Source organism: Hymenobacter negativus (assembly GCF_016056375.1).
Taxonomy (GTDB): Bacteria; Bacteroidota; Bacteroidia; order Cytophagales; family Hymenobacteraceae; genus Hymenobacter; species Hymenobacter negativus_A.
Genome location: NZ_JAEDAE010000003.1, coordinates 572,975 through 594,400, shown reverse-complemented (window position 1 = coordinate 594,400; position 21,426 = coordinate 572,975). Strand labels below are relative to the sequence as shown.

Below are 21,426 nucleotides of genomic sequence, written 5' to 3'. Positions count from 1 at the left end.
CCTCGTCGGTTCCCCACCCGCTCTCGTCATGAAAAAACCTTACCTGCTGCCCTTCCTGGCCCTGCTGCTCCCGACCTTATCCAACGCCCAAACCGCCAGCATCGACCGCGTGAACCCCACCAACTGGTGGGTGGGGATGAAGAATCCGAGCGTGCAGGTGCTCATTCACGGCCCGGGGGCGGGCACGCTGGCCTACAGCATCAATTACCCCGGCGTGAAACTGGTGAAAACCAATACGGTTGAGAACCCCAACTACGCCTTTCTCGACCTGACCATTGCCCCCACCGCCAAGCCCGGCAAAGTGCAGATTATTGGCAAAAAAGGTAGCCAGACGGTGACGCAAACCTGGGAAATCCGCGCCCGCGACAAATCGCCCAAGGGCCAGGGCGTGACGGCTGCCGACCTCATCTACTTGGCCATGCCCGACCGGTTTGCCAACGGCGACCCGGCCAACGACAAGTTCGCCGACATGCGCGACCCGAACATGGACCGCGCCAACCCCTTCTTCCGCCACGGCGGCGACTTGCAGGGCGCGGCCCAGCGCATCGGCTACCTCAAAGACCTGGGTGTGACGGCCGTGTGGTTTACGCCGGTGCTCGAAAATAACCAGCCCCTCACCAACGAAGGCGGCACCATGCGCGCCTCCTACCACGGCTACGGCTTCACCGACCAGTACAACGTGGACCGCCGCCTGGGCGGCAACGCGGCCTACAAAAGCTACGTGCAGCAGGCCCACGCCGCCGGCCTGAAGGTGGTGCAGGATGCCGTGTACAACCACGTGGGCAACACGCACTGGTTCCTCCAGGATTTGCCCATGAAAAGCTGGCTGCACCAGTGGCCCACCTACACCAACACCACCTACAAGCAGCAACCCATCACCGACCCGCACGCCGCCGCGAGCGACAAGCGCGTGACCCTCGACGGCTGGTTTGTGCCCTTCCTGCCCGACCTCAACCAGCAGAACCCCTACGTGGCCAATTACCTGATTGAAAACGCCATCTGGAGTGTCGAGAATTTTGGCATTGATGCCTGGCGCATCGACACTTACATGTACAACGACCAGCCCTTCATGAACCGCTGCAACGCGGCTCTGCTGGCCGAGTACCCGCGCATCCACATTTTTGGCGAGTCGTCGGTGAACAACGTGGTGGACCAGAGCTACTATGTAAAAAACAAAATCGACTTCCCCTTTAAATCTAACCAGCCCGGCGGGCTCGACTTTGTGCTCGAAGGCGCCCTGCTGGCCGGCCTGAAGGAAGTGGGCACCCCCGCCGCCACCGGCTGGGACGGCGGTCCCCAGCACCCCTACCAGGCCCTGGCCCAGGACGCCGTGTACCAGGACCCGACCAAACTCGTCACCTTCCTCGACAACCACGACCACGACCGGTACCTGTCCGTCATCGGCGACGACCTCGACCGCTACAAGATGGGCCTGACCTGGCTGCTCACCACCCGCGGCATCCCGAGCATGTATTACGGCACCGAAATCCTGATGAAGAATTTCAAAGACCCCACCGATGCCGAGGTGCGCCGCGATTTCCCCGGCGGCTGGCCCGGCGACAAGGAAGACAAATTCACCGCCGCCGGCCGCTCCGCCCGCGAAAACGACGCCTTCGATTTCGTGCGCAAACTGGCCACCTACCGCCGCGACCACAAGGTGCTGCACGACGGCAAGCTGATGCAGTACCTGCCTGAAAATGGCCTCTACGTGTATTTCCGCTACGATGCCAACGGCACCGTGATGGTAGCCTCCAACACTACCGACAAGCCCGCCACGCTGCCCACCGCCCGTTTCGTGGAGCGCATGAATGGCTTCACCAAAGCCCGCAACGTGCTGACAGGCGAAAGCCTGAGCAGCGTGGCGACGCTCCAACTGCCAGCCAAAACGGCCGTGGTGCTGGAGCTGCTAAAGTAGCCATGGCGCAGCGCCGATACGCTCCAAAGGTGGTTAGTGCCTCACCTTTCACAGTTCAGGAAACTCGTTTCGAAAGCGAGTTTCCTGAACTGTGAAAGGTGAACCAGTTTATTAAACTCCCTCTAGAACTCAGGAGACATTTAAAGCAGCTTTCATCATTGGTTTACTAAAACGGGGAATTCAACCGAAAGCCAGGATTACCCCCTGCAGAAAAGGATGAACCGCCCAGCTAAGCACAAGACGCTACAGCGAGCCAGTTCCAGGGAGCCGGTGTTCGCTCACTAAAAGGCTCTTTTCAGTCAACAGCTAATCCCTCGGCCGGCGCGGGGGAGGTTGCTCGCCGCGTGCTTCCCCTCCGTTATCCCTGGCCCCGCGCGGGCAAGGCGTGGCCGAATTGCGCTCTGGGGGCAATGGCTCACGCCCGTGGTTAAAGGTCCCGCTATGGGGGTTCTCTTGCCATAGGAGCAGACTTACACTAAGACCGGCGCGCCCGGCCAAACCAGACCATGACCAGACACGCTCCGCTGTACCCGTTGCTCGGGTTACTTGTTTTTGGTGCTTCCTGTGAACCGTCCCCAACCGAACGGCCTCCCGCTGCCGGCCCGTCCGAGTCCGCCGACGCCGTCACGGCCCGGGTGCCATACGGCATGGTGCGCAACGTCAAGCTCGACCAACACGGCCGCGTGTTGGTGGCCTCCTACCGCGGCGTGTACCGCTACGACGGGAAATCGTTCACCCACCTCACCCGCGCCATCCGTTCGCCCAGCTTCTGGGACGTGCTGGAAGACCGAACCGGACGCCTGTGGTGCGCCACCCGGGATTCAGGCGCATATTGCCGCCAGGGGAACGTCTGGCGCCATTTTACCACCCGTCAGGGACTGGCCAGCAATGCCGTGATGGCCGTGTGCGAAGACCGCGCCGGCAATATTTGGTTCGCCACCGGCGGCGGCGCCAGTCGGTACGACGGGCACTCGTTTCGAACATTTACCATCGCCGACGGCCTGTCCAATAACGCCCTCACGACCATCATGCAAGACCGCACCGGAAGGGTCTGGTTTGGCACCCGGGGCGAGCCCTGTTTTTACGATGGCAACACTTTTACCGTGTTCAAACGCCCCGACGGGACCGCCTTTGCCAACGTAGGGTCCATCCTCGAAGACAGAAACGGCACCATATGGCTCGGGGACAACGAGGGCCTGTGGCGCTACGACGGCCAGACCATCGCGAAGGCCTCGTCGCGGGGGGCTTCGGCAATCCTCGAAGACAAACACGGCAATATCTGGACGACGGGCAGCGTCCGTCCTCCCGGGGGACGGGTCTGGGCGCTTTCCCGGTACGCGCACGCGTCCTTGTACACTGCGGTCCCCTCCGTCACCGACATTATGTCCATTGACGGAACAGGCGCGCTGTGCGGGATGGTGGAGGCGAAGGACGGCAGCATTTGGGTGGGCGCGTTGGGTCCGGAGGGCGGCGTGTATCGGTACGATGGCAAGACCCTCACGGACTTTACAGATAGAGCAGGGCGGCCATAATGGGGGAAGGGGCTGCGAAGCCGAACCGACGGGGCGCGTGGAAAAGGCGCTCCCACGGGGTTGCGGCGCGAACGCCGATTGCTACTTCCGCCTGGCCTGCTGGTCGAGCGGGGCACGAGGGCAACGGCCGCAAAGATTACGGGTTTGTCCCGCCGAATCTCCGTAGTAAACCACTGGCCCATGATTGCGGGGGGCATAAAAATGGCAGTTGAGCAGAGCCCCTAACGCTTCCATGTTTCGGGGCAGTTAACGGTGAACAGCTTGTATGCAGGCATTAAACTTGACCCAGCAGCTCGGCGGGTACGGGAATCTGGACGCCGTAGGTAGCGCACGAGGGCGGTGAATTCGCGCAGCTCATCTTGCCGTTGTGCGCGGGTTTTCTCCCTCTGCCCGGGGCCGAGCCAGGCAGGTGAGGCGCAGGGAATGGTCTGGCTGACGAGACCGGCCAGCAGGTCGAGCACCCATTGCTCGGCGGCGGTGAAGGTGCGCGGCCGGCAGTCGTTGAGACAGCGCGTGCCCAGGGGGCGCTGGGTGGGCAGGGCAGCAGGCCCCCGGCGTAGCAGCGCCGTTCGGTGCCTTCGGCGGCGTGCCGCGCCTTAGCGCGGCGTTCCCTGCCTGGCCGGCAAAGAGCACTACGATGACCAGCCGGTGATGAGTTGGGCCCCCGTGCAGATGCGCCTGGGGTAAAACGACGAGGCAGCGTGGCACGTTATACCCCGAAACGTCCGTCTAACTCCTTCCCATGCCTGCCCTCCTTGGCACCCTGCGCACGGGCACCAGCGGCATTGTCGTGCCCGGTCCCAAGGCCACCTTTCCGGCGGCCTACCAGGCTACGAGCCGACTCACCTACTATGCCACCCTGTTTAACTCGGTGGAAATTAACAGCACCTTCTATCGCATCCCCCAGCCCAAAACGTTTGCGGCCTGGGCCGCGGAAACCGGCCCTGACTTTGACTTTACTATCAAGCTGTGGCGCGATATTACCCACACCAAGACGCTGGCCGAGGACCTCTCCGGCCTGGTCCGCTTTCTAGATGCCGCACGGGAGTTGGGCCCTAAAAAGGGATGCTTGCTTATTCAGTTCCCGCCCAGCAACACCATTCGCCAGCTACGCGCGGTCAGTGCCCTCTTGACTGCGCTTGCAGCGGCAGACCCCGCCCAGGAGTGGCGCAAAGCGGTGGAGTTTCGACACCCCAGCTGGTATACCGACGATGCGTTGGAGATGCTGGACCACCACGGCGCCAGCCTAGTGCTGCACGACAAAGGCCCCGCCCGAAACGCCCAACTCAACGAGGGGGCCGACTTTGTCTACATGCGCTTCCACGGCCCCAAGGGCAACTACCGCGAGTCCTACGAGCATGACTTTCTGCACGACACGGCCGAGCAGATACACGACTACCTCCAGGAGGGGAAAGACGTGTATGCCTACTTCAACAATACCATGGGCGCCGCGTTTGCAAATGCCCAGGACCTGTACCGGCTGGTCGCGGAGCGGGCGTGAGCCATACCGCGCGCGTCCGCGGCCAGGGGCACTGGTTCCCAGGGCCAAGCCGGGGTAAACCACGGCGCGGGCCTGTCTGGGTAAACCCTAGAAGTCGTTGCCTGCTTTGGTTTTAGCTTGCATGGCCTTGTCCAGACTGGCAATCCACTCCTTCACTTCGTGGTCGGACAGGTTGCGAGTGGCGTTCCAAGCCCGACGAATCATGCCCCCGCCCAGGGCGACTTTAACGGCTGGCTCGTCGTTTTCAAACGGTCCCATGCTGACCGCGTTGAAATTGGTGAATTCGTATTTGTACCTGCCTTCTTTGGTGTAGAGCACCAAGGTGCTGTGCACCGTTTCGGGCAGGGGGTAAATGCCAACCTGCGCCATCGTGTGCTGCTCGACTTGCACCGTCAGCTGACCGGTTTCCTTGTCCTCCACGGGCGCCGCGCCGTCACGGGCGCCGATGTTCTTGCGCATCCATTCCACGGCGCGTTGCTTCAGTTGGGCTTGAGTTGCGCCCGGCACCTCGACAACGGCGGTATACGTCACTTTACCCGTTTCCGGGTCCCGCGGCAGCGCGGGCTTGTCCGTTGGCTTTTGGGCGCGGGCACCCAAAAACGGGGCGAACAGGAAGAACAGAAGAAAGAAACGGCGCATTGGAGCGGCTCAGAAGGTAGATAAAATCAGCTACTAGGGGTGCGTTCCGCGAAGAAAAGCGAAGGCTACTTCTTGGGTAAAGATAAGCCGTTGCCGTGGCTGAGCGGCCTTTCAAAGGGCGTACCCGACGTGGCTCAAGGGCACAGCAAGGGCAAGAGGAATCGGGCATTGCCCTTTTCCATTTTGCATACCAGTCGCTTTTGGGCACATCTTTTTGCGCTCACCAAAACGGTAATTTAACCCTACATTCCTAAGGCAACTCAAACCCGCGCCAGCACCAGCGCCACCCGGCTCGGCACGTACAGGCTGAGCTGGTGCTCATGTGTCTCGTACTCAAACGCCTCATCGGGCCGGTCGAAGCCGCCGAAACGGCTGTTATCGGACGAGAGCACCACGCGGTATTTGCCTTCTTCCGGCACCCAGAAGCGGTAGTCGGTCAGGCTTTTCTCGACGTGAAAATTCACGGTGAATACCAGCCCGGCGCGCTCGAATACCAGCACTTTGTTTTCCTCGTCGTGCTTCAATAGCGTGGCCGGCCCGGCCCCCAGCAGGTGCCGGGCTTTGGCCAGGTGAATCATAGCCTTGTCGAACTCGCCGAGCTGGTGGAATTTCAACTCCGGGTTGTCGCCCAGGCTCCACTGGCGGCGGGCGAAATGGTAGCTCCAGTCGTTGCCCTCGCGGGGGAAATCGACCCACTCGGGATGCCCAAACTCGTTGCCAATGAAGGTGAGGTAGCCCTCGCCGCCGGCCGCCAACGTGACCAGCCGGATGATTTTGTGCAGCGCCACGCCGCGGGCAGCGCCGGGGTCGCCGTCCGTCACGTGCATGTGGGAGTAGATGCCCGCGTCAATCAGCCAGTGCAGCAGGGTTTTGTCGCCCACCAGGGCCTGGTCGTGGCTTTCGGCGTAGGCAATGGTTTTCTCGCCCGCCCGGCGGTTGGTAAGGGTGTGCCAGAGGTCGCCGAGGGGCCAGTTTTCGTCGGGCGTGTGCTTGAGCAGCTTTATCCAATAGTCCGGGATGCCCATGGCTAGGCGGTAGTCGAAGCCCACGCCACCTTCCTTGATGGGGCGGCACAGGCCGGGCAGGCCGCTCATGTCTTCGGCAATTAACAGACTGCCTTTTTTGAACTCGTGGGCCAGCGTGGTGGCCAGCTGCAGGTACAGAATGGCATCCTCGTCGGCGGCATCACCAAAATAGTTGTCGTAGCCCATGAAGGCCACGCCTTCGCCGTGGTGGTGGTAGAGCATACTGGTTACGCCATCGAAGCGGAAGCCGTCGAAGTGAAATTCTTCGAGCCAGTAGCGCAGGTTGCTCAGCAGGAATTGCTGCACTTCGGGCCGGCCATAGTCGAAGAGCTTGCTGTCCCAGCCGGGGTGGTTGCCGCGCTCGCCTTTGTGGAAGTAGAGGTTGCCGGAGCCGTCGAAATCGGCCAGGCCCTCGGCCTCGTTTTTTACAGCATGCGAGTGCACGATATCGAGCAGCACGGCAATGCCGCGGCGGTGCGCTTCATTGATAAGAAACTTCAAGTCCTCGGGCGTGCCGAAGCGCGAGCTGGCCGCAAACAAATTGGCCACATGGTAGCCGAAGGAGCCGTAGTACGGGTGCTCCATCACGGCCATCAGCTGCACGGTGTTGTAGCCGTCGGCCTCGATGCGGGGCAGGATGTTTTCGGCGAATTCGCGGTAGCTGCCCACCCGCTCGTCTTCGGTGGCCATGCCCACGTGGGCCTCGTAGATGAGCGGCTCTTTAACGGCAGTGGCGGGCTTGAATTTCTGGTCGGTCCAGCGGAATTCGGTTTCGGGCCGCCAGATTTGGCCGGCGAAGTCCTTGGTTTGCTCGTCCTGCACGGCGCGGCGCAGGGTGGCGGGCAGGCGGTCTTTGCCCTGTCCATTGGCCGCGACGTGCACCTTGAAGCGGCTGCCGTGGCTTAGGCGCTGGTCGTATTCGACATCGGGCAAAAACGCTTCCCAAACCCCAAAATCAAGCTTTTGGAGTGGGTTGGCCCCTCGGTCCCAGTTGTTGAAATCGCCAACCAGCGACAGGTAATCGGCCCCGGGAGCCCACTCGCGGTACACCCAGCCGCCGCGGCCGGCGTCGTGGTTCAGCCCGAGCTGCTGGTGGGCGGTGGCGTAGTTCTGCAGGGAGCCGTGGTATTGTTCGATTTCGGCCAGGCGGGCCTGCAGGCGGGCCTGGCGCCGGCGCAGCACGGGCTCATATGGCGCCAGCCAGGCATCGTTTTTCACGAGGGCAAGCGGGGCTGGGCGGCGGGCTTTGGGGCCGGCGGAGGCGGTGGGTTTCGAGGCAGCCATGATGCGGGAAGGTTTGGGCCAAAAGTAACGCGCCGCCACTGCCGGCTTGGCAGTTGCGGCGGCTCAACGGCAATTTATACGAACTGACCGGCAATTTCAGCCCCGCAATAGCAATCCGCTGAAACATGGCGTTATTTTGCCCAATGATGAAATACCGTCTACTGACCATTCCGCTGGCGCTGCTGCTGGCCTGCTCGGCCGAGCGGCCGGTCACGTCCACCTCGCGGGCCTTCGAGGGGTCGCTGGGCACACCGCCGCCCAAGGCCGCTGCTCCCCGGCTGGCCCGCTACGCCATGGTGGTTTCGGCTCACCCCGAAGCGTCCAAAATCGGCACCCAGATTCTCCAGCGTGGCGGCAATGCCTACGATGCGGCCGTGGCCGTGCAGTTTGCCCTGGCCGTGGCCCTGCCCGTGGCCGGCAACATCGGCGGCGGCGGCTTTTTGCTTTACCGCGACCGCAACGGCTCGGCCGGCTCGCTCGACTTCCGCGAAACCGCCCCCGCTGGGGCCACGCGGGACATGTACCTCGACAAGCAAGGCAACGTGGTCCCCGACCTGAGCACCGCCGGCCCGCTGGCCGTGGGCACGCCCGGCACCGTGGCCGGCATGGTGACGCTGCACAAGCAGCTGGGCAAGCTTTCGTGGGCCACGCTGGTGCAGCCGGCCGTGGCGCTGGCCACGCGGGGCTTTCCGCTCACGGCCAAAGAGGCCGCCGGCCTCAACCGCACCCGCGCCGATTTTCAGAAATACAACCCCGGCAACCCGCCGGCCTACGTGCGCCCCGGCGGCGGCGACTGGCAGCCCGGCGACACCCTGCGCCTGCCCGAACTGGCCCGCACCCTCACCCGCGTGCGCGACCAGGGCCGCGCCGGCTTCTACAAAGGCGAAACGGCCCGCCTGCTGCTCAGCGAGATGAAGCGTGGCGGCGGCCTCGTGAGCCAGGCCGACCTCGACGCCTACAAAGCCAAATGGCGCGAGCCCCTGCGCGGCCACTACCGCGACTACGACGTGATTACGATGCCGCCGCCCAGCTCGGGCGGCGTGGCCCTGCTGCAAATGCTGCAAATGCTGGAGCCCGTGGACCTGGCCCAGGCTGGCTACCACACGCCCCTGGCCGTGCACTATATCACCGAGGCCGAGCGGCGCGTGTACGCCGACCGCGCTACTTATTTGGGCGACCCGGATTTCGGTTTCGTGCCCGTGCAGAAGCTGCTTGATGTGGACTACAACCGCCAGCGGGCCGCATCCATGCGCCCCAAAGGCCGGGCCACGGCCAGCAGCGCCATCGCCGCCGGAGCTGGCCTGCCTGGCTACGAAAGCGACGAAACCACCCATTATAGCATCGTCGATGCCCTCGGCAACGCGGTGAGCTGCACCACAACGCTGAACGGTGCCTACGGCAGCAAGGTGGTAGTGCCCGGGGCCGGTTTCATCCTCAACAATGAAATGGACGACTTCTCGGCCAAGGCCGGCGTGCCCAACTCTTACGGGCTGGTGGGCGGCACCGCCAACGCCATTGCGCCCGGCAAGCGCATGCTCAGCAGCATGACGCCCACCATCCTCACCCGCAACGGCAAAGTGGCGCTGGTGACCGGCACACCCGGCGGCAGCACCATCATTACCAGTGTATTGCAGAGCATCATTGGCATTGTTGATTATGGCCTGAATGCCCAGCAGGTGGTGACCGCGCCGCGCCTGCACCACCAGTGGCTGCCCGACCAGATTGAGGTAGAAGCCGGGGCGCTGCTGCCCGTAGCGCAAGACACGCTGCGCGCCCGCGGCTATCACCTCAACCCGCACCTGCCCTGGGGCCGGCTCGACATCATCCACGTCTTGCCCGAAGGCACCCTGGAAGGCGGGGCCGACCCGCGCGGCGACGATACGGCGCTGGGGTACTAAAACCACTTCAGGGGTGGCAACAAAAAAGAGTCAGGCTGCGCACAGCCTGACTCTTTTTTGTTGGGCTTCCTCCAACCCAGACACTACTTGGCTAAGCCGCAGCTTAGTGCTGCACCACCTGCGAAGCGGCAATGTGGCGCAGGTTGCCGGCGGCCGCAATCAGCTTCTGGCTGAGCTCGCGGGCTTTGTCGCCTTCGCCGCTGAAGTTGTGGGTGGTGAGGGCAGCTTTGGCCGTCATCTCACCGAGGTTCTGGAAGGCCTGGGCCATGCCGGCAACGTTGTTGTTGCTGATGTGGGTGCGCATGGTTTCGAGCTCGGTCACCATGAGGCGGGTGGCGGGCTGGTCGATGCTGCGCAGGTGCTGAATCCAGTTTTCGAGGTGGTTCAGGCCCTTGCCGGGGTCAACGTGAAAGCCTGCGTTGTTGACGTCGAACAGCAGGCGAATGCTGGATTCTGCTTCGGAGATAAAGCTCATGAAACGAAAAATAAGGGATGAAAAAGGAACGGGAACGGCCCCGGCGCGCGCGTTGGCCAGAGGCCGGCGCGCCGTTCGGCGGCCAAAGATAACCGGCGGGGCGGCTAGTTTTCGGTGCCGGGGTGGAGTTCCTGCACGTCGGGGTGGCTGTAGTTGACCACGATGACGGAAAACGGGTGCGGCTCGCCCTCGCGCTTCTCGATGCGGATGGTGCCGGCGTCGCGCAGCTTGTTGAGCTGGTCGCGGCGCTCGTAGTCGGGCAGCTCGGGCAGCTCGTCGGTGAGCAGGCGCATGAACGGGCCCAGCCACAGCTCCGTCACGCGGCGCTGCTGCTTGGCTTCGAGCTTTTGAAACTCGGCCAGCATGAAGGCCAGCGTGCGCCGCTCCATGTCAGTAGTGAGGCGGCGGACGGGGGCAAATTCGGGCACGTCGTCGCGCGACACAAACGGCCGGGGAACTGCCGGCACAATGGGCCGCGGGGCGCTGGCCGAAGGCACGGGCACCACTTTGGGCTGGGGCACGGTGGCCTCGCCCGCACCGTTGGCGCGGGCGGCCAGCGCGGCGGCCGAGGGCACGCCGGCCAGGCCCTGCTCGCGCAGGCGGCGGCTTTCCTCAATGGTGCGCTGGCGGTCGGCGCGACGTTTTTCGAGCTGCTCCACGCGCTCAATGCTTAGCAAGTCGCGGGCATCGATGAACTGGGCAGAGCCGATGTTCTGGAGCAAATCGCCGGACACGGACTCGCGGAAACCGGCCACCAGCACCTGCCGGGCCTGCCGGCGCAGGTGCTGCAGCACGGGAATGTAGTCGCGGTCGCCGGCCACGAGCACGAAGGTGCCGATGTCGGGCCGGGTGTACATCACCTCCAGCGCGTCGATGCAGAGCTGCATGTCGGCGGCGTTTTTGTGGTCGGTGCCCAGCACGTTGCGGGTGCTCACGCCCATGAGGTAGAGGGCGCCCTGGGGGGCGGTGGCCAGGCGCTCAAAATCGGCGTAGGCGTAGCTGATGAGGCTGTCGAGGCCCTTGTCGCTGAGCTGCTCGCGCAGGGTGCGCACGATGTCGAGGCAGATGTCGTTGAGGTCGGGCGGGTCGTGAAAATGGTTTTTCAGAAAGTAATAGACGTTCTCGAAATCGATGAAAACGGCCGCGTAGGGGGAAGCTGTCGGTTTGGGCAACATGGTGCAGAAATACTAAGTCCTATCACAGAAAAGCCCTGAGGGAAGACCAGAACACTTGAACAACACGCACCTGAACGGCAACTATTCCGGCTGTGGACACCGGAGCAATTTGCCCGACGGGCTTGTAACCGGAGCCGTAGCTTGCCGGCTCGTCTTTATACTTTGAAGGGGTGAAGGTACGCAGCCGGGCCGCTGCTTTGGCAAATATCCCGGCCTGGGGATGGAGCCGGCCCACGCCAGCAGCCGATGCTGAGGCAGTACCTTCGCTGCTCCTCCCCTGCTCCTATGCTGCCCTTCGCTAGCGCCCGCCTGCATTTTCGCCCCCTCACCGACGCCGACACGGCCGGCATGTTCGCACTCGATTCCGACCCGGCCGTGCACCGCTACCTGGGCGGCATTGGCGGGCACATGGTGAGCGAGCCGACCCAGAGCCTGGCCATGATTCGCTACATTCAGGAGCAGTACGCCACCAATGGCATTGGCCGCTGGGCCGTGGTGCTGCGCGAAACCGGCGAGTTTATGGGCTGGGCCGGGCTGAAGCTGGTAGCCGGCCCCATCAACGGCCAGCGCGATTTTTACGACCTGGGCTACCGGTTTCTGCCGCAATTCTGGGGGCAGGGCTACGGCTTCGAAGCCGCCCGCGCCTGGCTGGATTATGGGTTTGAAGTAATGCACCTGCCTCGAATCTGCGCCTACGCCGACGCGCACAACGTGGCATCGCGCCGCATTCTGACTAAAATCGGCTTGCGCGAGGGGCCAGAGTTTCTGGTGGAAGGGATGCCGTGCGTGTGGTACGAGGCGAATGCGCCGCAGCAGGAGTAAGCGCCAGACTTTCAACAACTGGGCTAGGTGCGGCGAATGCCCCGCGCCACCAGGTGCACCAGCACCACCCACGCCACGGCCGCTGCCCAGCCGGCCAGCACATCCGAGGGGTTGTGCACGCCCAGGTACACACGCGCCCAGCCTACGGCCAGCGAAAACAGCGGCAGTAGCCACGCCCAGCCGCGCGCCCGGCCGCCCCAGCACAGCAGCACCAGCGCCGTGGCAATGGCCGCCGTGTCCATGGCGTGCCCGCTCGGGAAGCTGAGCGTGTGCTCGGGCCGGATGCTGGCCCAAAGCGCCGGCCGCGGCCGCGCCACCAGGGGCTTGATAATTTGCGTGAGCAGCATCGACCCGCCCACCGCCGCAAACCACACCCCCGCCGCCCGCCACTGCCGCCGCCACAGCAGCCCTAGCCACACCAGCGCCCCGAGGCCCACCATCGGCCAGGTGTTGCCCACGATGGTGAGGAATACGGCTGCTTTATCGAGTGCTGGCGTGGCGTGGTGGTGCCAGAATTCGAGGATGGGAACATCCCAGGGCAGACCGCCGGTGCGCACCACCGCCCAGGCGAGCCACCCAAATATTCCGACCGAAAACAGCAAAACCAACCGCAATGCCCCGGACGGCGGCGTTGGGCTGAAAACGGAACGCGGAGGCGAAAGCATGAAGAGGCCGGGTCTTAAACGGCGGCAAATAACAACGCGGGGGCTAGGCCGGGGCGCTTTGCGCTTCCAGCGGCGGCGATACCACGGTGGGCAGCCGCCGGTGCAGCGCCTCGCGCCAAAACCGCCGCAGCTCGTGGAACTCGGGCGAAAACAATACGTGCAGCCCCGCCACCCAGCCCACCGAGCCCGTCCAGCCGGCCAGCACGTCGGAGGGGTAATGCACGCCCAGGTACATGCGGCTCCAGCCCACGGCCAGCGCAAACAGCGGCCCCAGCACCCAGGCCAGCCAGTGGCCGCGGTGCTGCCACAGCAGGAAGCCCAGGGCCGTGGCTACGGCCGCCGCGCCCATGGCGTGCCCGCTGGGGAAACTGTAGTAGAAGGCCGGCTTCAGGCTGAGCCACAGGGCAGGCCGGGGCCGGGCAAACAGCACTTTCACGAGCACATTCAGGGCCATGGCCCCGCCCACCGACAGCCCGAAAAACCAAGCTTGCCGGCGGGTGCCCCACACGGCCAGTCCCACGGTAAGCAGCACCGCCAGAACCCCCATCGGCAATGGGTCACCGGCGGCGGTGAGGGCCAGCGCCAGCTTATCGAGCCCCGGCGTGGCGTGTGCGTGCAGAAACTCCAGAATCTGCTTGTCGCCGATGAAGCCGCCGTGCTCCCAGATGTCCTCGGCCACGTTCACGAACACCACCCACGGCAGCACCAGGCCAGCCAGCAGGGCCAGCAGCAGCATCTTGTGAACTCGCAGGGCGTGGCGCAGGCGGGGCCAGAAGTCGGCAAACATGCAGCGGGGTTGTTGGGAATTGGTGAAGGTGAACTACGGACTCAACAGAAAAACGACCGTCATGCCGAGCACAGCGAAGCATCTTTACCGCGCCGTTTGTCATCTTGAGCGGAGCGAAGGACCTTATCACATCAGAACAAGCTGTTTCAACATGATAAGGTCCTCCGCTCCGCTCAGGCTGACAGCTTTTTCTCCCATCCTCGCCTACCGTCCAAATTCCAGCACCCGGAACGTACCGGGCACGATGCCGGGCCGGGGGCGCGGGTTCTCGGTGGTGGGGGCCGGCGTGGGGCCGTAATCGGCTGTGACGGTGAAGAAGTGGCCGGTTTTCGGGTCGAGGCTCATGGTGCGGGCACCCCGGGCGGTGGGCACGTTGGCCACTACCGAGAATTTATCGGGCGCGTCTTCGTGAATGACCGTGAACGTGCCCGAGCCGTTGGAGGTGACGATGTTGCGCGTGGTGGGGTCGAAAGCCGCGCCGTCGGTGCCCTTGCCGGTGGGCAGCACGGCGATTTGCTTGCCGGTTTTGCTGTCGGTCACCACCAGCTTTTCGTTGGCGCAGGCGCTGAAGAGGCGGTTGGTTTTGGCATCGTAGGCCAGGCCGGTGGGCTCTTCGCCGGGGGCCAGCGGGAAGCGGTGGCGAACGGCCAGCGTCATGGCATCGAAAGCCACTATTTCGCTCTTGTTTTCGAGGTTGACGAAGATGGTGCCGTGGCCGTCGCTCACGCCTTCTTCCACGTCGCCGCCCAGCTCGGCGGTGCCCACTACGGCGCCGGTTTTGGCATCGAGCACGGTGCTTTTGCCGCCATCATTGCTGAAGATGAATATGCGCTTCGAGAAGGCGTCATACAGCAGCGCGTCGGGCTTGGGGCCGGTGGGAATGGGCGCGCCGATGGGTTTCAGGGTTTTCACATCGAATACCACGCAGGTGTTGTTGCGCCCGCAGGTAATGTAGCCGCGATTGGTACCCGGCACTACCTCAATGCCGTGCACGCCGGGCGTGTCCATAATAGTCCCAACGACCTTGCGGGTCTTCAAATCCACGACTTCTACCCGCGTGCCGTGCGACACGTAGAGGCGCTCGCCGGCGGGGTCTACTTTCAGGTAGTCCCAACCGCCCTCGCCGCCGATGGCAATGGTGTTGAGCAAATGATAAGGCACAACGGCCGCAGTTTGGGCGTGGGCGGCGGGGCCGAAAAAGGTCAAGGACAGGGGGGCGGCCAGCAGCAGATTTTTCACGGGCAAGGGCTTAGGATGAAACCGATGCGGCGAAGGTCGGAGCCGATTCTGTAGCTGGGCTGAAGCGGTTGGCGGTAGTCAATCACCCTGCTCTTACCTTGCGCCATGACCTACCCTGCCTCTTTCCGCCCGCTGCGGGTGCTGCTTTTGCCCCTGCTACTGCTGGGGGCTTGTCAGTCTGGCACTAAGCCGAAGCCCGAAGCGGACACGGCCGCCGCGCCGGTTGCTGCGCCCGATTTGGCGGCCTTCACCGTTCGACATCCGGAGTGGGCGCGCCACGCCACCATCTATCAGGTAAACGTGCGCCAGTACACGCCGCAAGGCACGTTTCGGGCGGCGGAGGCCGACTTGCCGCGCCTGCAAAAAATGGGCGTGGGCATTCTCTGGCTGATGCCCATCAACCCCATCGGCCGCAGCCACCGCAAGGGCACGCTGGGCAGCGCTTACTCGGTGCGCGACTACCGCGCCGTGAACCCCGACCTGGGCACGCTGGCCGATTTGCAGCACTACGTGAGCACCGCCCACCGCCTTGGCATGCACGTTATTCTGGACTGGGTGGCCAACCACACCGCCTGGGACAGCAACCTCACCACCGAGCACCCCGACTGGTACACCCGTGACGCGAAAGGCAATTTCCGCCCGCCCGTGGCCGACTGGCAAGACGTTATCGACCTCGACTACTCCAAGCCCGCCCTGCGCCGCTACATGACCGAAACCGTGGCCTACTGGGTGAAAACCGCCGACCTCGACGGCTTCCGCTGCGACGTGGCCGGCCTGGTGCCCACTGATTTCTGGAACACCACGCGAGCCGAGTTGGAAAAGATAAAACCGGTGTTCATGCTGGCCGAGTGGGACGAGCTGTTCCCGCCCACGTTCATTTCCCGCAAGGAATTCGACCCCAATACCCGCCTGCTCGAAAAGGCCTTCGACGCCACCTACGCCCTGCGCCTGCACGGCCTGCTCGACAGCCTGGGCCGCCAGCAGAAGCCCACCGCCGAGCTGGCCCACTACTGGGCCGCCGAGCGGAAACTATACCCGGCGGGCGTAAACCTGATGACTTTCACCAGCACCCACGACATCAACGCCTGGGACGGCAGCGAGTATGAGCGCCTTGGCAAAAATGCCGTGCCCGAAGCCGTGCTCACCATGCTCTGGCCCGGCATCCCGATGCTCTACAACGGCCAGGAAGCCGCCATGAAGCGCCGCCTGCGCTTCTTCGACAAGGACACCATTCCGTGGGGCAATTATCCGCTGCAGGATTTTTACACCACGCTGCTGACGCTGAAAAAGCAGCACCCAGCATTGGCCAATTTCGATGCAAAATCGAAATTCAGGTTGCTGTCCAGCCCGCCGCAAACCGTGGTTTTTGAACGAAGCAAGGGCAGTGCGGCTGTGGTAGTCATGGTTAATTTGAGCGATAAGTCGGCCCAATTGCGGCTGCCCAATGGCTCTCTTTCTTACCAGGCCATTTTCCCTACCACCGGCCGCCCTACCGAAGTAGCCGCTGCTGCCGTGGCGCTGCCGCCCCACGGTTTTCAGGTCTGGAAACAAGTGGCCATGAAGTGAGGCTTCGCTAATCAAATGCAGGAGCAGACTGTTTCAACTTGCATATAATGGCCAGTTCGCCAGCGCGGCGGCTTGTTGAGCAGTGCTGGCGCAACATCCAAACGGCCTGATTTTACCCCTGATTGTTTTTGCCTCATGACCTCTCCCCTCTTCGATACCGAGCAAATCAACACCCTTATCCGCACCCGGCGCAGCACGTTCATCCCGCAGTTCGCGCCCGGCCGCGTCATTCCGGATTCCACCGTGTGGCAGCTGCTCGAAAATGCCAACTGGGCCCCCAGCCACAAGCAAACTGAGCCCTGGCGCTTCACGGTATTTACGGGCGCGGGCCTCGAAAAGCTGGCTGTGTTTCAGGCCGATTTGTATGAGCGCACCGCGGGCCCGGCCTACAAAGCCGGCAAGCACGCCAACCTGCGCAACAACCCGCCGCAGTGCTCGCACGTCATCGCAATTGCCATGAAGCGCACCGAGCCGCGCCTGCCCGAAATCGAGGAAATCGAAGCCGTGGCCTGCGCCGTGCAAAACCTGCATCTTTCGGCCCACGCCTACGGCCTGGGCGGCTACTGGAGCAGCGGCGGCATCACTTACACGGAGGAGGCCAAGGCATTTTTCGGCCTCGGGCCGGAAGACCGGCTGCTGGGGTTTTTCCAGCTGGGCTACATCGACGTGCCCTCGGCTCCCGGCCACCGCGGGCCAATTGCCGAGAAAGTTCGGTGGGTGAGCGAATAGCCGACTTACATGCAGGCCGCGGCCGCATTGGCAACCCCGAATGCAACTGTAGTCCGTGAAACAGCATCACTCCCCTGTCCAATTCGCAACCCTTTCCATGAAAAGCATCCTCTACAGTGCCCTGCTGCTACTACCAGCACTGGCCCAGGCCCAAACCCAGAATTACGTTCTGAAAGGCACCATAAATGGCCCGACCGACGCCACCCAAGCGTTTTTGCTGTACCCGATAAACCAGAAAATGCGGGTGGATTCGGTGCCCGTTAGCAGCGGCCATTTCGAATTTCGGGGCACCCTGCCCGAGCCGGTACGCGCAAATATCTCCTTCGGCCACCACGGTACGCCCTACAACCAATCGCGCGACGGACGCCGGGAGTTTTTTTATCTGGAAACGGGTACGGTGACAGTAACGACGCCCGATTCGGCCACTAAAACCACCGTGCGCGGCACGCCGCTCAACGACGAGCACGCCCGCCTCAGCGCCCGGTTGAAGCCGCTGGAGGACCAGTACGATGCCTTAAAAAAGGTGATTGATGCCCAACCCGAAGCCGTTCGCCGAAGCCCGGCTTTCGCGCCGCAGCAGGGCAAGCTCGCGGCCATCGAAACCGCGCAGGAAAAGGTCCAGACCGATTACGTAAAGGCGCACCCCGATGCTCACTACAGCTTATTCGTCTTGTTCGGGTTGCTGCAAAATACCTCCAACGTGGCCCGCTATGCTTCCCTCTATCAGGACCTGAGCGCCAACGTGCGGAACACCCTCCGGGGCCAACGCATTGCGGAGCAAATCAAGCGTTTGATGACGGTAGCCGTGGGTACTATGGCCCCCGATTTCACCCAGAACACCCCCGACAATGTGCCCGTGACGCTTAGCAGCCTGCGCGGCAAATACGTACTGATTGACTTCTGGGCCAGTTGGTGCGGCCCTTGCCGCGCCGAAAACCCCAACGTCATGAAGGCCTACAATGCCTTCAAGGACAACGGCTTTACCATTCTGGGCGTGTCGCTCGACAACCCAAAAACCCGCGACGCCTGGGTGCGTGCCATCAAAACCGACGGCCTGACCTGGACGCAGGTTTCGGATTTAAAATCCTGGGACAATGCGGCCGCCCGGGCATACGATGTAACCGCCATTCCGCAGAACTTTCTGCTCGACCCACAAGGCAAAATCGTGGCCATCAACCTGCGCGGCGATGCCCTGCACAGCACGCTCAGCAAGCTGCTGAACAAAGCCAACTAAGCCCTCACCTGCCTATGCTGCCCTTGCTCGGCCTGCACCACGTCGCCATTATCTGTGCCGATTACGCGGCCTCAAAACGCTTCTACACCGAGGTTCTCGGGCTGGAAACGCTGGCCGAAACCTACCGCGCCGAACGGGACTCCTGGAAGCTGGATTTGGCTGTGAACGGGCAGTACGTCATCGAGTTATTCTCCTTTCCCAGCCCGCCGCCGCGCCCCAGCTACCCCGAAGCTGCCGGCCTGCGCCACCTCGCCTTTGCCGTGCCCGATGTGGCCGCCGCCATCCGACATCTGGAAGCGCACGGCGTAGCCTGCGAGCCCGTGCGCGTAGATGAGTTGACCGGCCGCCGCTTCACGTTTTTCACCGACCCCGACGGCCTGCCGCTGGAGTTTTACGAAGCGTAGGGGCAGCAACCGCCGTCAGTGGGCACTCGTAGCGGGACATGCCAACCGCCTATTCTGCTCATGTCCGACCACCCGCACGCCAACCGCTTCACCGTGGCCCACCCCGAATGGTCAGCCCACGCTACCATCTACGAAGTCAACGTTCGCAATTTCACGCCGGAAGGCACTTTTCGGGCCTTTGAGGCGCATTTGCCGCGGCTGGCAGCCATGGGCATCGGCATTGTGTGGCTGATGCCGGTGCATCCCATCGGGGAAGTGGGGCGCAAGGGCACGCTGGGCTCGCCCTATGCCGTGCGCGACTATTTCGCTGTGAATCCGGAATTCGGTACCCTCGGCGACCTGCGTCAGCTGGTGCAGGCGGCCCATGCGCTGGGAATGAAGGTGATACTCGATTGGGTGGCCAACCATACCAGCCGCGACAATGCCCTGATTGCCGAGCACCCCGATTGGTACCAGCACGACGCGGCCGGCCAGCTGGTGCCGCCCGTGGCCGACTGGACCGACGTGGTGGCACTGGATTACACCAACCGCGAAATGCGACGCTACATGACCCAGGCCCTGGCCTGGTGGATTCGGGAAACCGACATCGATGGGTACCGCTGCGACGTGGCGGGCCTGGTGCCCACCGACTTCTGGGACGAGGCCCGGCCCGTGCTTGATGCTATCAAGCCGGTGTTTATGCTGGCCGAGTGGGACGAGCTGTATCCCTCGGGTGGGTTGACCTGGGAGGAGTTCGACTCCGACACGCGCCTGCTTGAAAAGGCCTTCAACATGGGCTTCGGTCTGCGCCTGCACTACCTGCTCGACCGCATTGCCGAAGGCCATGCCACGCTGCCCGAAATCGACACATACCTGGCTGCCGAGCGCGAGAAATACCCGCCCAGCGTGTACCTGATGCACTTCACCAGCAACCACGACGTGAACAGCTGGGACGGCACCGAATATGAGCGCCTCGGCCCGCTGGCGCTGCCCTTTGCCGTGCTCACGGCCCTGCTGCCGGGCATGCCCATGCTCTACTCGGGCCAGGAAGCCGGGCTGAACCGCCGGCTGGCATTCTTCGACCGCGATACCATAGCGTGGGGAGAATTTCCGCTGCAGAACTTCTACACCCGACTTTTTCGGCTGAAGAAAAGCCACCCCGCGCTGCGCAACGGCGACCGGGCCAGCCACTTGCTGCGCCTGCCCGCGCCGCCCGCCGTGTACAGCTTCTGCCGGACCAAAGACACGGCCGCGGTGCTGTGCGCAGTGAATATCGCGCCCGAGGCGCAGCTAATTCCCGCCGTGCCGGGCCAGTGGCGCGACCTGTTTAACGATGAAACGCTGACGCTTTTTGCCGGGGAGGAGTTGTCGGTACCGGCCCACGGCTGGCGGGTGCTGGTGGCCGTGGAGCCCGCCGCCGGCTAACCTTCCGGCGCGCTTTCCGGTTAGTGAGGCTCATTCTCTGAATTTTCAAACTGCTATGCAAACCCGTGAACTCGGCCGCTCCGGCCTCCAAATTTCGCCCCTGATGCTGGGCGGCAACGTCTTCGGCTGGACTATTGACGAAGCCACATCCTTCGCCGTGCTCGATGCCTTCGTGGCCAACGGCGGCAACGCCATCGATACGGCCGACGGCTACTCCGTGTGGGTGCCCGGCCACGTGGGCGGCGAGTCCGAAATCATTATCGGCAAGTGGCTGCAACGGCGCGGCCGGCGCGACGATGTCATCATCGCCACCAAAGTGGGCTGGGAAGTGAATGCCGACAACAAAGGTCTGAAAAAGGATTACATCCTGCGGGCCGTCGAGGGCTCGCTCAAGCGTCTGCAAACCGATTATATCGACCTGTACCAGTCGCACAAGGACGACCCTACCACGCCGGTGGAAGAAACCCTGGAAGCCTACGCCCAGCTGGTGAAAGAGGGCAAAGTGCGCGCCATCGGAGCATCCAACTTCACAGCGGCCCGCTTGCAGGAGTCGCTGGACGCCAGCGCCAAACATGGCTTCCCGCGCTACGAGACGCTGCAAAACCTCTACAACCTGTACGACCGGGCAGATTTTGAGCAGAACCTCGCCCCGCTCCTGCTAAAAGAAAACATCAGCGCGATTCCCTACTACGGCCTCGCCGCCGGCTTCCTTACCGGCAAGTACCGCGACCAGGCCGACCTGCAAAAAAGCCCGCGCGGAGCCGGCGTGGGCCAGAAATATCTCAATGACAAGGGCCTTGCCCTGCTCACAGCCCTCGACGCGGTGGCCGACCGCCAGCAGGCCACGCCCGCCCAGGTAGCACTGGCCTGGCTGATGCAGGCCCCGGCCGTGACGGCGCCCATCGCCAGCGCTACCAGCGTGGGCCAGGTCACGGAACTGCTGGAAGCCACCGAGCTTCGTCTGACGGCCGAGGACGTGGAGACGCTGGAGCAGGTGAAGGCAGAATCAAAAGCGTAATCGACCAGAACGGTCATGCTGCGCTTGTCGAAGCATGACTGTTCTGGTCGATTTCAGGAAACAAAAAGCCCCGTCAGCAATTGCTGACAGGGCTTTTTATGTCGCAAGAAGCTT

General features: G+C 63.2%; 18 protein-coding genes. 11 read left to right on the top strand and 7 right to left on the bottom strand.

Annotated elements, in window-relative coordinates; genetic code table 11:
- The first annotated feature begins 28 nt into the window (after nucleotides 1-28).
- The 3 genes from I7X13_RS10450 (at nucleotide 29) to I7X13_RS10440 (ending at nucleotide 4,948) form a co-directional block, all read left to right on the top strand.
- Entirely contained in the window at nucleotides 29-1,915 is a 1,887-nt protein-coding gene (locus tag I7X13_RS10450; protein ID WP_198075425.1) for an alpha-amylase family glycosyl hydrolase, read from the top strand.
- Nucleotides 1,916-2,562: 647 nt separating this feature from the next.
- Nucleotides 2,563-3,447 (top strand): ligand-binding sensor domain-containing protein, encoded by an 885-nt coding sequence (locus tag I7X13_RS10445; protein WP_213019053.1) that lies wholly within the window; start codon nucleotides 2,563-2,565, stop codon nucleotides 3,445-3,447.
- A 742-nt stretch (nucleotides 3,448-4,189) separates the two neighbouring features.
- Nucleotides 4,190-4,948 (top strand): DUF72 domain-containing protein, encoded by a 759-nt coding sequence (locus I7X13_RS10440; RefSeq protein WP_198075423.1) that lies wholly within the window; start codon nucleotides 4,190-4,192, stop codon nucleotides 4,946-4,948.
- A gap of 87 nt (nucleotides 4,949-5,035) precedes the next feature.
- Here the strand turns inward: I7X13_RS10440 and I7X13_RS10435 are convergent, their stop codons facing one another.
- Both I7X13_RS10435 and I7X13_RS10430 read right to left on the bottom strand, forming a co-directional pair.
- A complete protein-coding gene (locus I7X13_RS10435; protein WP_198067976.1) occupies nucleotides 5,036-5,587 on the bottom strand; it encodes a DUF4468 domain-containing protein in 552 nt (183 codons plus the stop codon).
- 260 nt (nucleotides 5,588-5,847) lie between these two features.
- Nucleotides 5,848-7,896 (bottom strand): alpha amylase C-terminal domain-containing protein, encoded by a 2,049-nt coding sequence (locus I7X13_RS10430; RefSeq protein ID WP_198075422.1) that lies wholly within the window; start codon nucleotides 7,894-7,896, stop codon nucleotides 5,848-5,850.
- Between the two features lie 146 nt (nucleotides 7,897-8,042).
- Between I7X13_RS10430 and ggt the strand changes: the two genes are divergently transcribed.
- The gene (gene ggt / locus I7X13_RS10425; protein ID WP_198067974.1) at nucleotides 8,043-9,794 is read left to right on the top strand and encodes a gamma-glutamyltransferase; all 1,752 of its coding nucleotides are present in this window, start codon (nucleotides 8,043-8,045) and stop codon (nucleotides 9,792-9,794) included.
- Nucleotides 9,795-9,897: 103 nt separating this feature from the next.
- On the opposite strand, the gene I7X13_RS10420 is transcribed toward ggt, so the two are convergent.
- Together I7X13_RS10420 and I7X13_RS10415 are read right to left on the bottom strand one after the other, a co-directional pair.
- Nucleotides 9,898-10,269, bottom strand: coding sequence for a hypothetical protein (locus I7X13_RS10420; protein WP_198067973.1), 372 nt, complete (start codon nucleotides 10,267-10,269; stop codon nucleotides 9,898-9,900).
- 104 nt (nucleotides 10,270-10,373) lie between these two features.
- On the bottom strand, nucleotides 10,374-11,444 hold the full coding sequence (locus tag I7X13_RS10415) for an NYN domain-containing protein (RefSeq protein WP_198075421.1): 1,071 nt from the start codon (nucleotides 11,442-11,444) through the stop codon (nucleotides 10,374-10,376).
- Nucleotides 11,445-11,729: 285 nt separating this feature from the next.
- Here I7X13_RS10415 and I7X13_RS10410 point away from each other — a divergent pair, with 285 nt between their 5' ends.
- Nucleotides 11,730-12,266, top strand: a complete 537-nt coding sequence (locus I7X13_RS10410; protein ID WP_198075420.1) for a GNAT family N-acetyltransferase — start codon at nucleotides 11,730-11,732, stop codon at nucleotides 12,264-12,266.
- A gap of 23 nt (nucleotides 12,267-12,289) precedes the next feature.
- On the opposite strand, the gene I7X13_RS10405 is transcribed toward I7X13_RS10410, so the two are convergent.
- The 3 genes from I7X13_RS10405 to I7X13_RS10395 form a co-directional block, all read right to left on the bottom strand.
- Nucleotides 12,290-12,868 (bottom strand): phosphatase PAP2 family protein, encoded by a 579-nt coding sequence (locus I7X13_RS10405; protein WP_198075419.1) that lies wholly within the window; start codon nucleotides 12,866-12,868, stop codon nucleotides 12,290-12,292.
- Nucleotides 12,869-12,974: 106 nt separating this feature from the next.
- Entirely contained in the window at nucleotides 12,975-13,718 is a 744-nt protein-coding gene (locus I7X13_RS10400; RefSeq protein ID WP_198075418.1) for a phosphatase PAP2 family protein, read from the bottom strand.
- Between the two features lie 204 nt (nucleotides 13,719-13,922).
- A complete protein-coding gene (locus tag I7X13_RS10395; RefSeq protein ID WP_198075417.1) occupies nucleotides 13,923-14,957 on the bottom strand; it encodes a YncE family protein in 1,035 nt (344 codons plus the stop codon).
- 105 nt (nucleotides 14,958-15,062) lie between these two features.
- On the opposite strand from I7X13_RS10395, the gene I7X13_RS10390 reads away from it, so the two are divergent.
- The 6 genes from I7X13_RS10390 (at nucleotide 15,063) to I7X13_RS10365 (ending at nucleotide 21,312) form a co-directional block, all read left to right on the top strand.
- Nucleotides 15,063-16,523, top strand: a complete 1,461-nt coding sequence (locus I7X13_RS10390) for an alpha-amylase family glycosyl hydrolase (RefSeq protein WP_198075416.1) — start codon at nucleotides 15,063-15,065, stop codon at nucleotides 16,521-16,523.
- 135 nt (nucleotides 16,524-16,658) lie between these two features.
- The gene (locus I7X13_RS10385) at nucleotides 16,659-17,252 is read left to right on the top strand and encodes a nitroreductase family protein (RefSeq protein ID WP_198075415.1); all 594 of its coding nucleotides are present in this window, start codon (nucleotides 16,659-16,661) and stop codon (nucleotides 17,250-17,252) included.
- Nucleotides 17,253-17,349: 97 nt separating this feature from the next.
- Complete coding sequence (locus I7X13_RS10380; RefSeq protein ID WP_198075414.1) at nucleotides 17,350-18,486, top strand: TlpA disulfide reductase family protein; 1,137 nt, start codon at nucleotides 17,350-17,352, stop codon at nucleotides 18,484-18,486.
- A gap of 14 nt (nucleotides 18,487-18,500) precedes the next feature.
- On the top strand, nucleotides 18,501-18,890 hold the full coding sequence (locus tag I7X13_RS10375) for a VOC family protein (RefSeq protein WP_198075413.1): 390 nt from the start codon (nucleotides 18,501-18,503) through the stop codon (nucleotides 18,888-18,890).
- Nucleotides 18,891-18,950: 60 nt separating this feature from the next.
- Nucleotides 18,951-20,294, top strand: a complete 1,344-nt coding sequence (locus I7X13_RS10370; RefSeq protein ID WP_198075412.1) for an alpha-amylase family glycosyl hydrolase — start codon at nucleotides 18,951-18,953, stop codon at nucleotides 20,292-20,294.
- A 55-nt stretch (nucleotides 20,295-20,349) separates the two neighbouring features.
- Complete coding sequence (locus tag I7X13_RS10365) at nucleotides 20,350-21,312, top strand: aldo/keto reductase (protein WP_198067962.1); 963 nt, start codon at nucleotides 20,350-20,352, stop codon at nucleotides 21,310-21,312.
- Nucleotides 21,313-21,426: the final 114 nt, after the last annotated feature.

What these genes read in the sequence shown, in the direction of transcription:
- I7X13_RS10415 (WP_198075421.1), bottom strand. Translation starts at nt 11,444, where the DNA reads ATGTTGCCCAAACCGACAGCTTCCCCCTACGCGGCCGTTTTCATCGAT.
- ggt (WP_198067974.1), top strand. Translation starts at nt 8,043, where the DNA reads ATGAAATACCGTCTACTGACCATTCCGCTGGCGCTGCTGCTGGCCTGC.
- I7X13_RS10410 (WP_198075420.1), top strand. Translation starts at nt 11,730, where the DNA reads ATGCTGCCCTTCGCTAGCGCCCGCCTGCATTTTCGCCCCCTCACCGAC.
- I7X13_RS10390 (WP_198075416.1), top strand. Translation starts at nt 15,063, where the DNA reads ATGACCTACCCTGCCTCTTTCCGCCCGCTGCGGGTGCTGCTTTTGCCC.
- I7X13_RS10400 (WP_198075418.1), bottom strand. Translation starts at nt 13,718, where the DNA reads ATGTTTGCCGACTTCTGGCCCCGCCTGCGCCACGCCCTGCGAGTTCAC.
- I7X13_RS10375 (WP_198075413.1), top strand. Translation starts at nt 18,501, where the DNA reads ATGCTGCCCTTGCTCGGCCTGCACCACGTCGCCATTATCTGTGCCGAT.
- I7X13_RS10435 (WP_198067976.1), bottom strand. Translation starts at nt 5,587, where the DNA reads ATGCGCCGTTTCTTTCTTCTGTTCTTCCTGTTCGCCCCGTTTTTGGGT.
- I7X13_RS10430 (WP_198075422.1), bottom strand. Translation starts at nt 7,896, where the DNA reads ATGGCTGCCTCGAAACCCACCGCCTCCGCCGGCCCCAAAGCCCGCCGC.
- I7X13_RS10385 (WP_198075415.1), top strand. Translation starts at nt 16,659, where the DNA reads ATGACCTCTCCCCTCTTCGATACCGAGCAAATCAACACCCTTATCCGC.
- I7X13_RS10380 (WP_198075414.1), top strand. Translation starts at nt 17,350, where the DNA reads ATGAAAAGCATCCTCTACAGTGCCCTGCTGCTACTACCAGCACTGGCC.
- I7X13_RS10370 (WP_198075412.1), top strand. Translation starts at nt 18,951, where the DNA reads ATGTCCGACCACCCGCACGCCAACCGCTTCACCGTGGCCCACCCCGAA.
- I7X13_RS10450 (WP_198075425.1), top strand. Translation starts at nt 29, where the DNA reads ATGAAAAAACCTTACCTGCTGCCCTTCCTGGCCCTGCTGCTCCCGACC.
- I7X13_RS10365 (WP_198067962.1), top strand. Translation starts at nt 20,350, where the DNA reads ATGCAAACCCGTGAACTCGGCCGCTCCGGCCTCCAAATTTCGCCCCTG.
- I7X13_RS10440 (WP_198075423.1), top strand. Translation starts at nt 4,190, where the DNA reads ATGCCTGCCCTCCTTGGCACCCTGCGCACGGGCACCAGCGGCATTGTC.
- I7X13_RS10420 (WP_198067973.1), bottom strand. Translation starts at nt 10,269, where the DNA reads ATGAGCTTTATCTCCGAAGCAGAATCCAGCATTCGCCTGCTGTTCGAC.
- I7X13_RS10445 (WP_213019053.1), top strand. Translation starts at nt 2,563, where the DNA reads ATGGTGCGCAACGTCAAGCTCGACCAACACGGCCGCGTGTTGGTGGCC.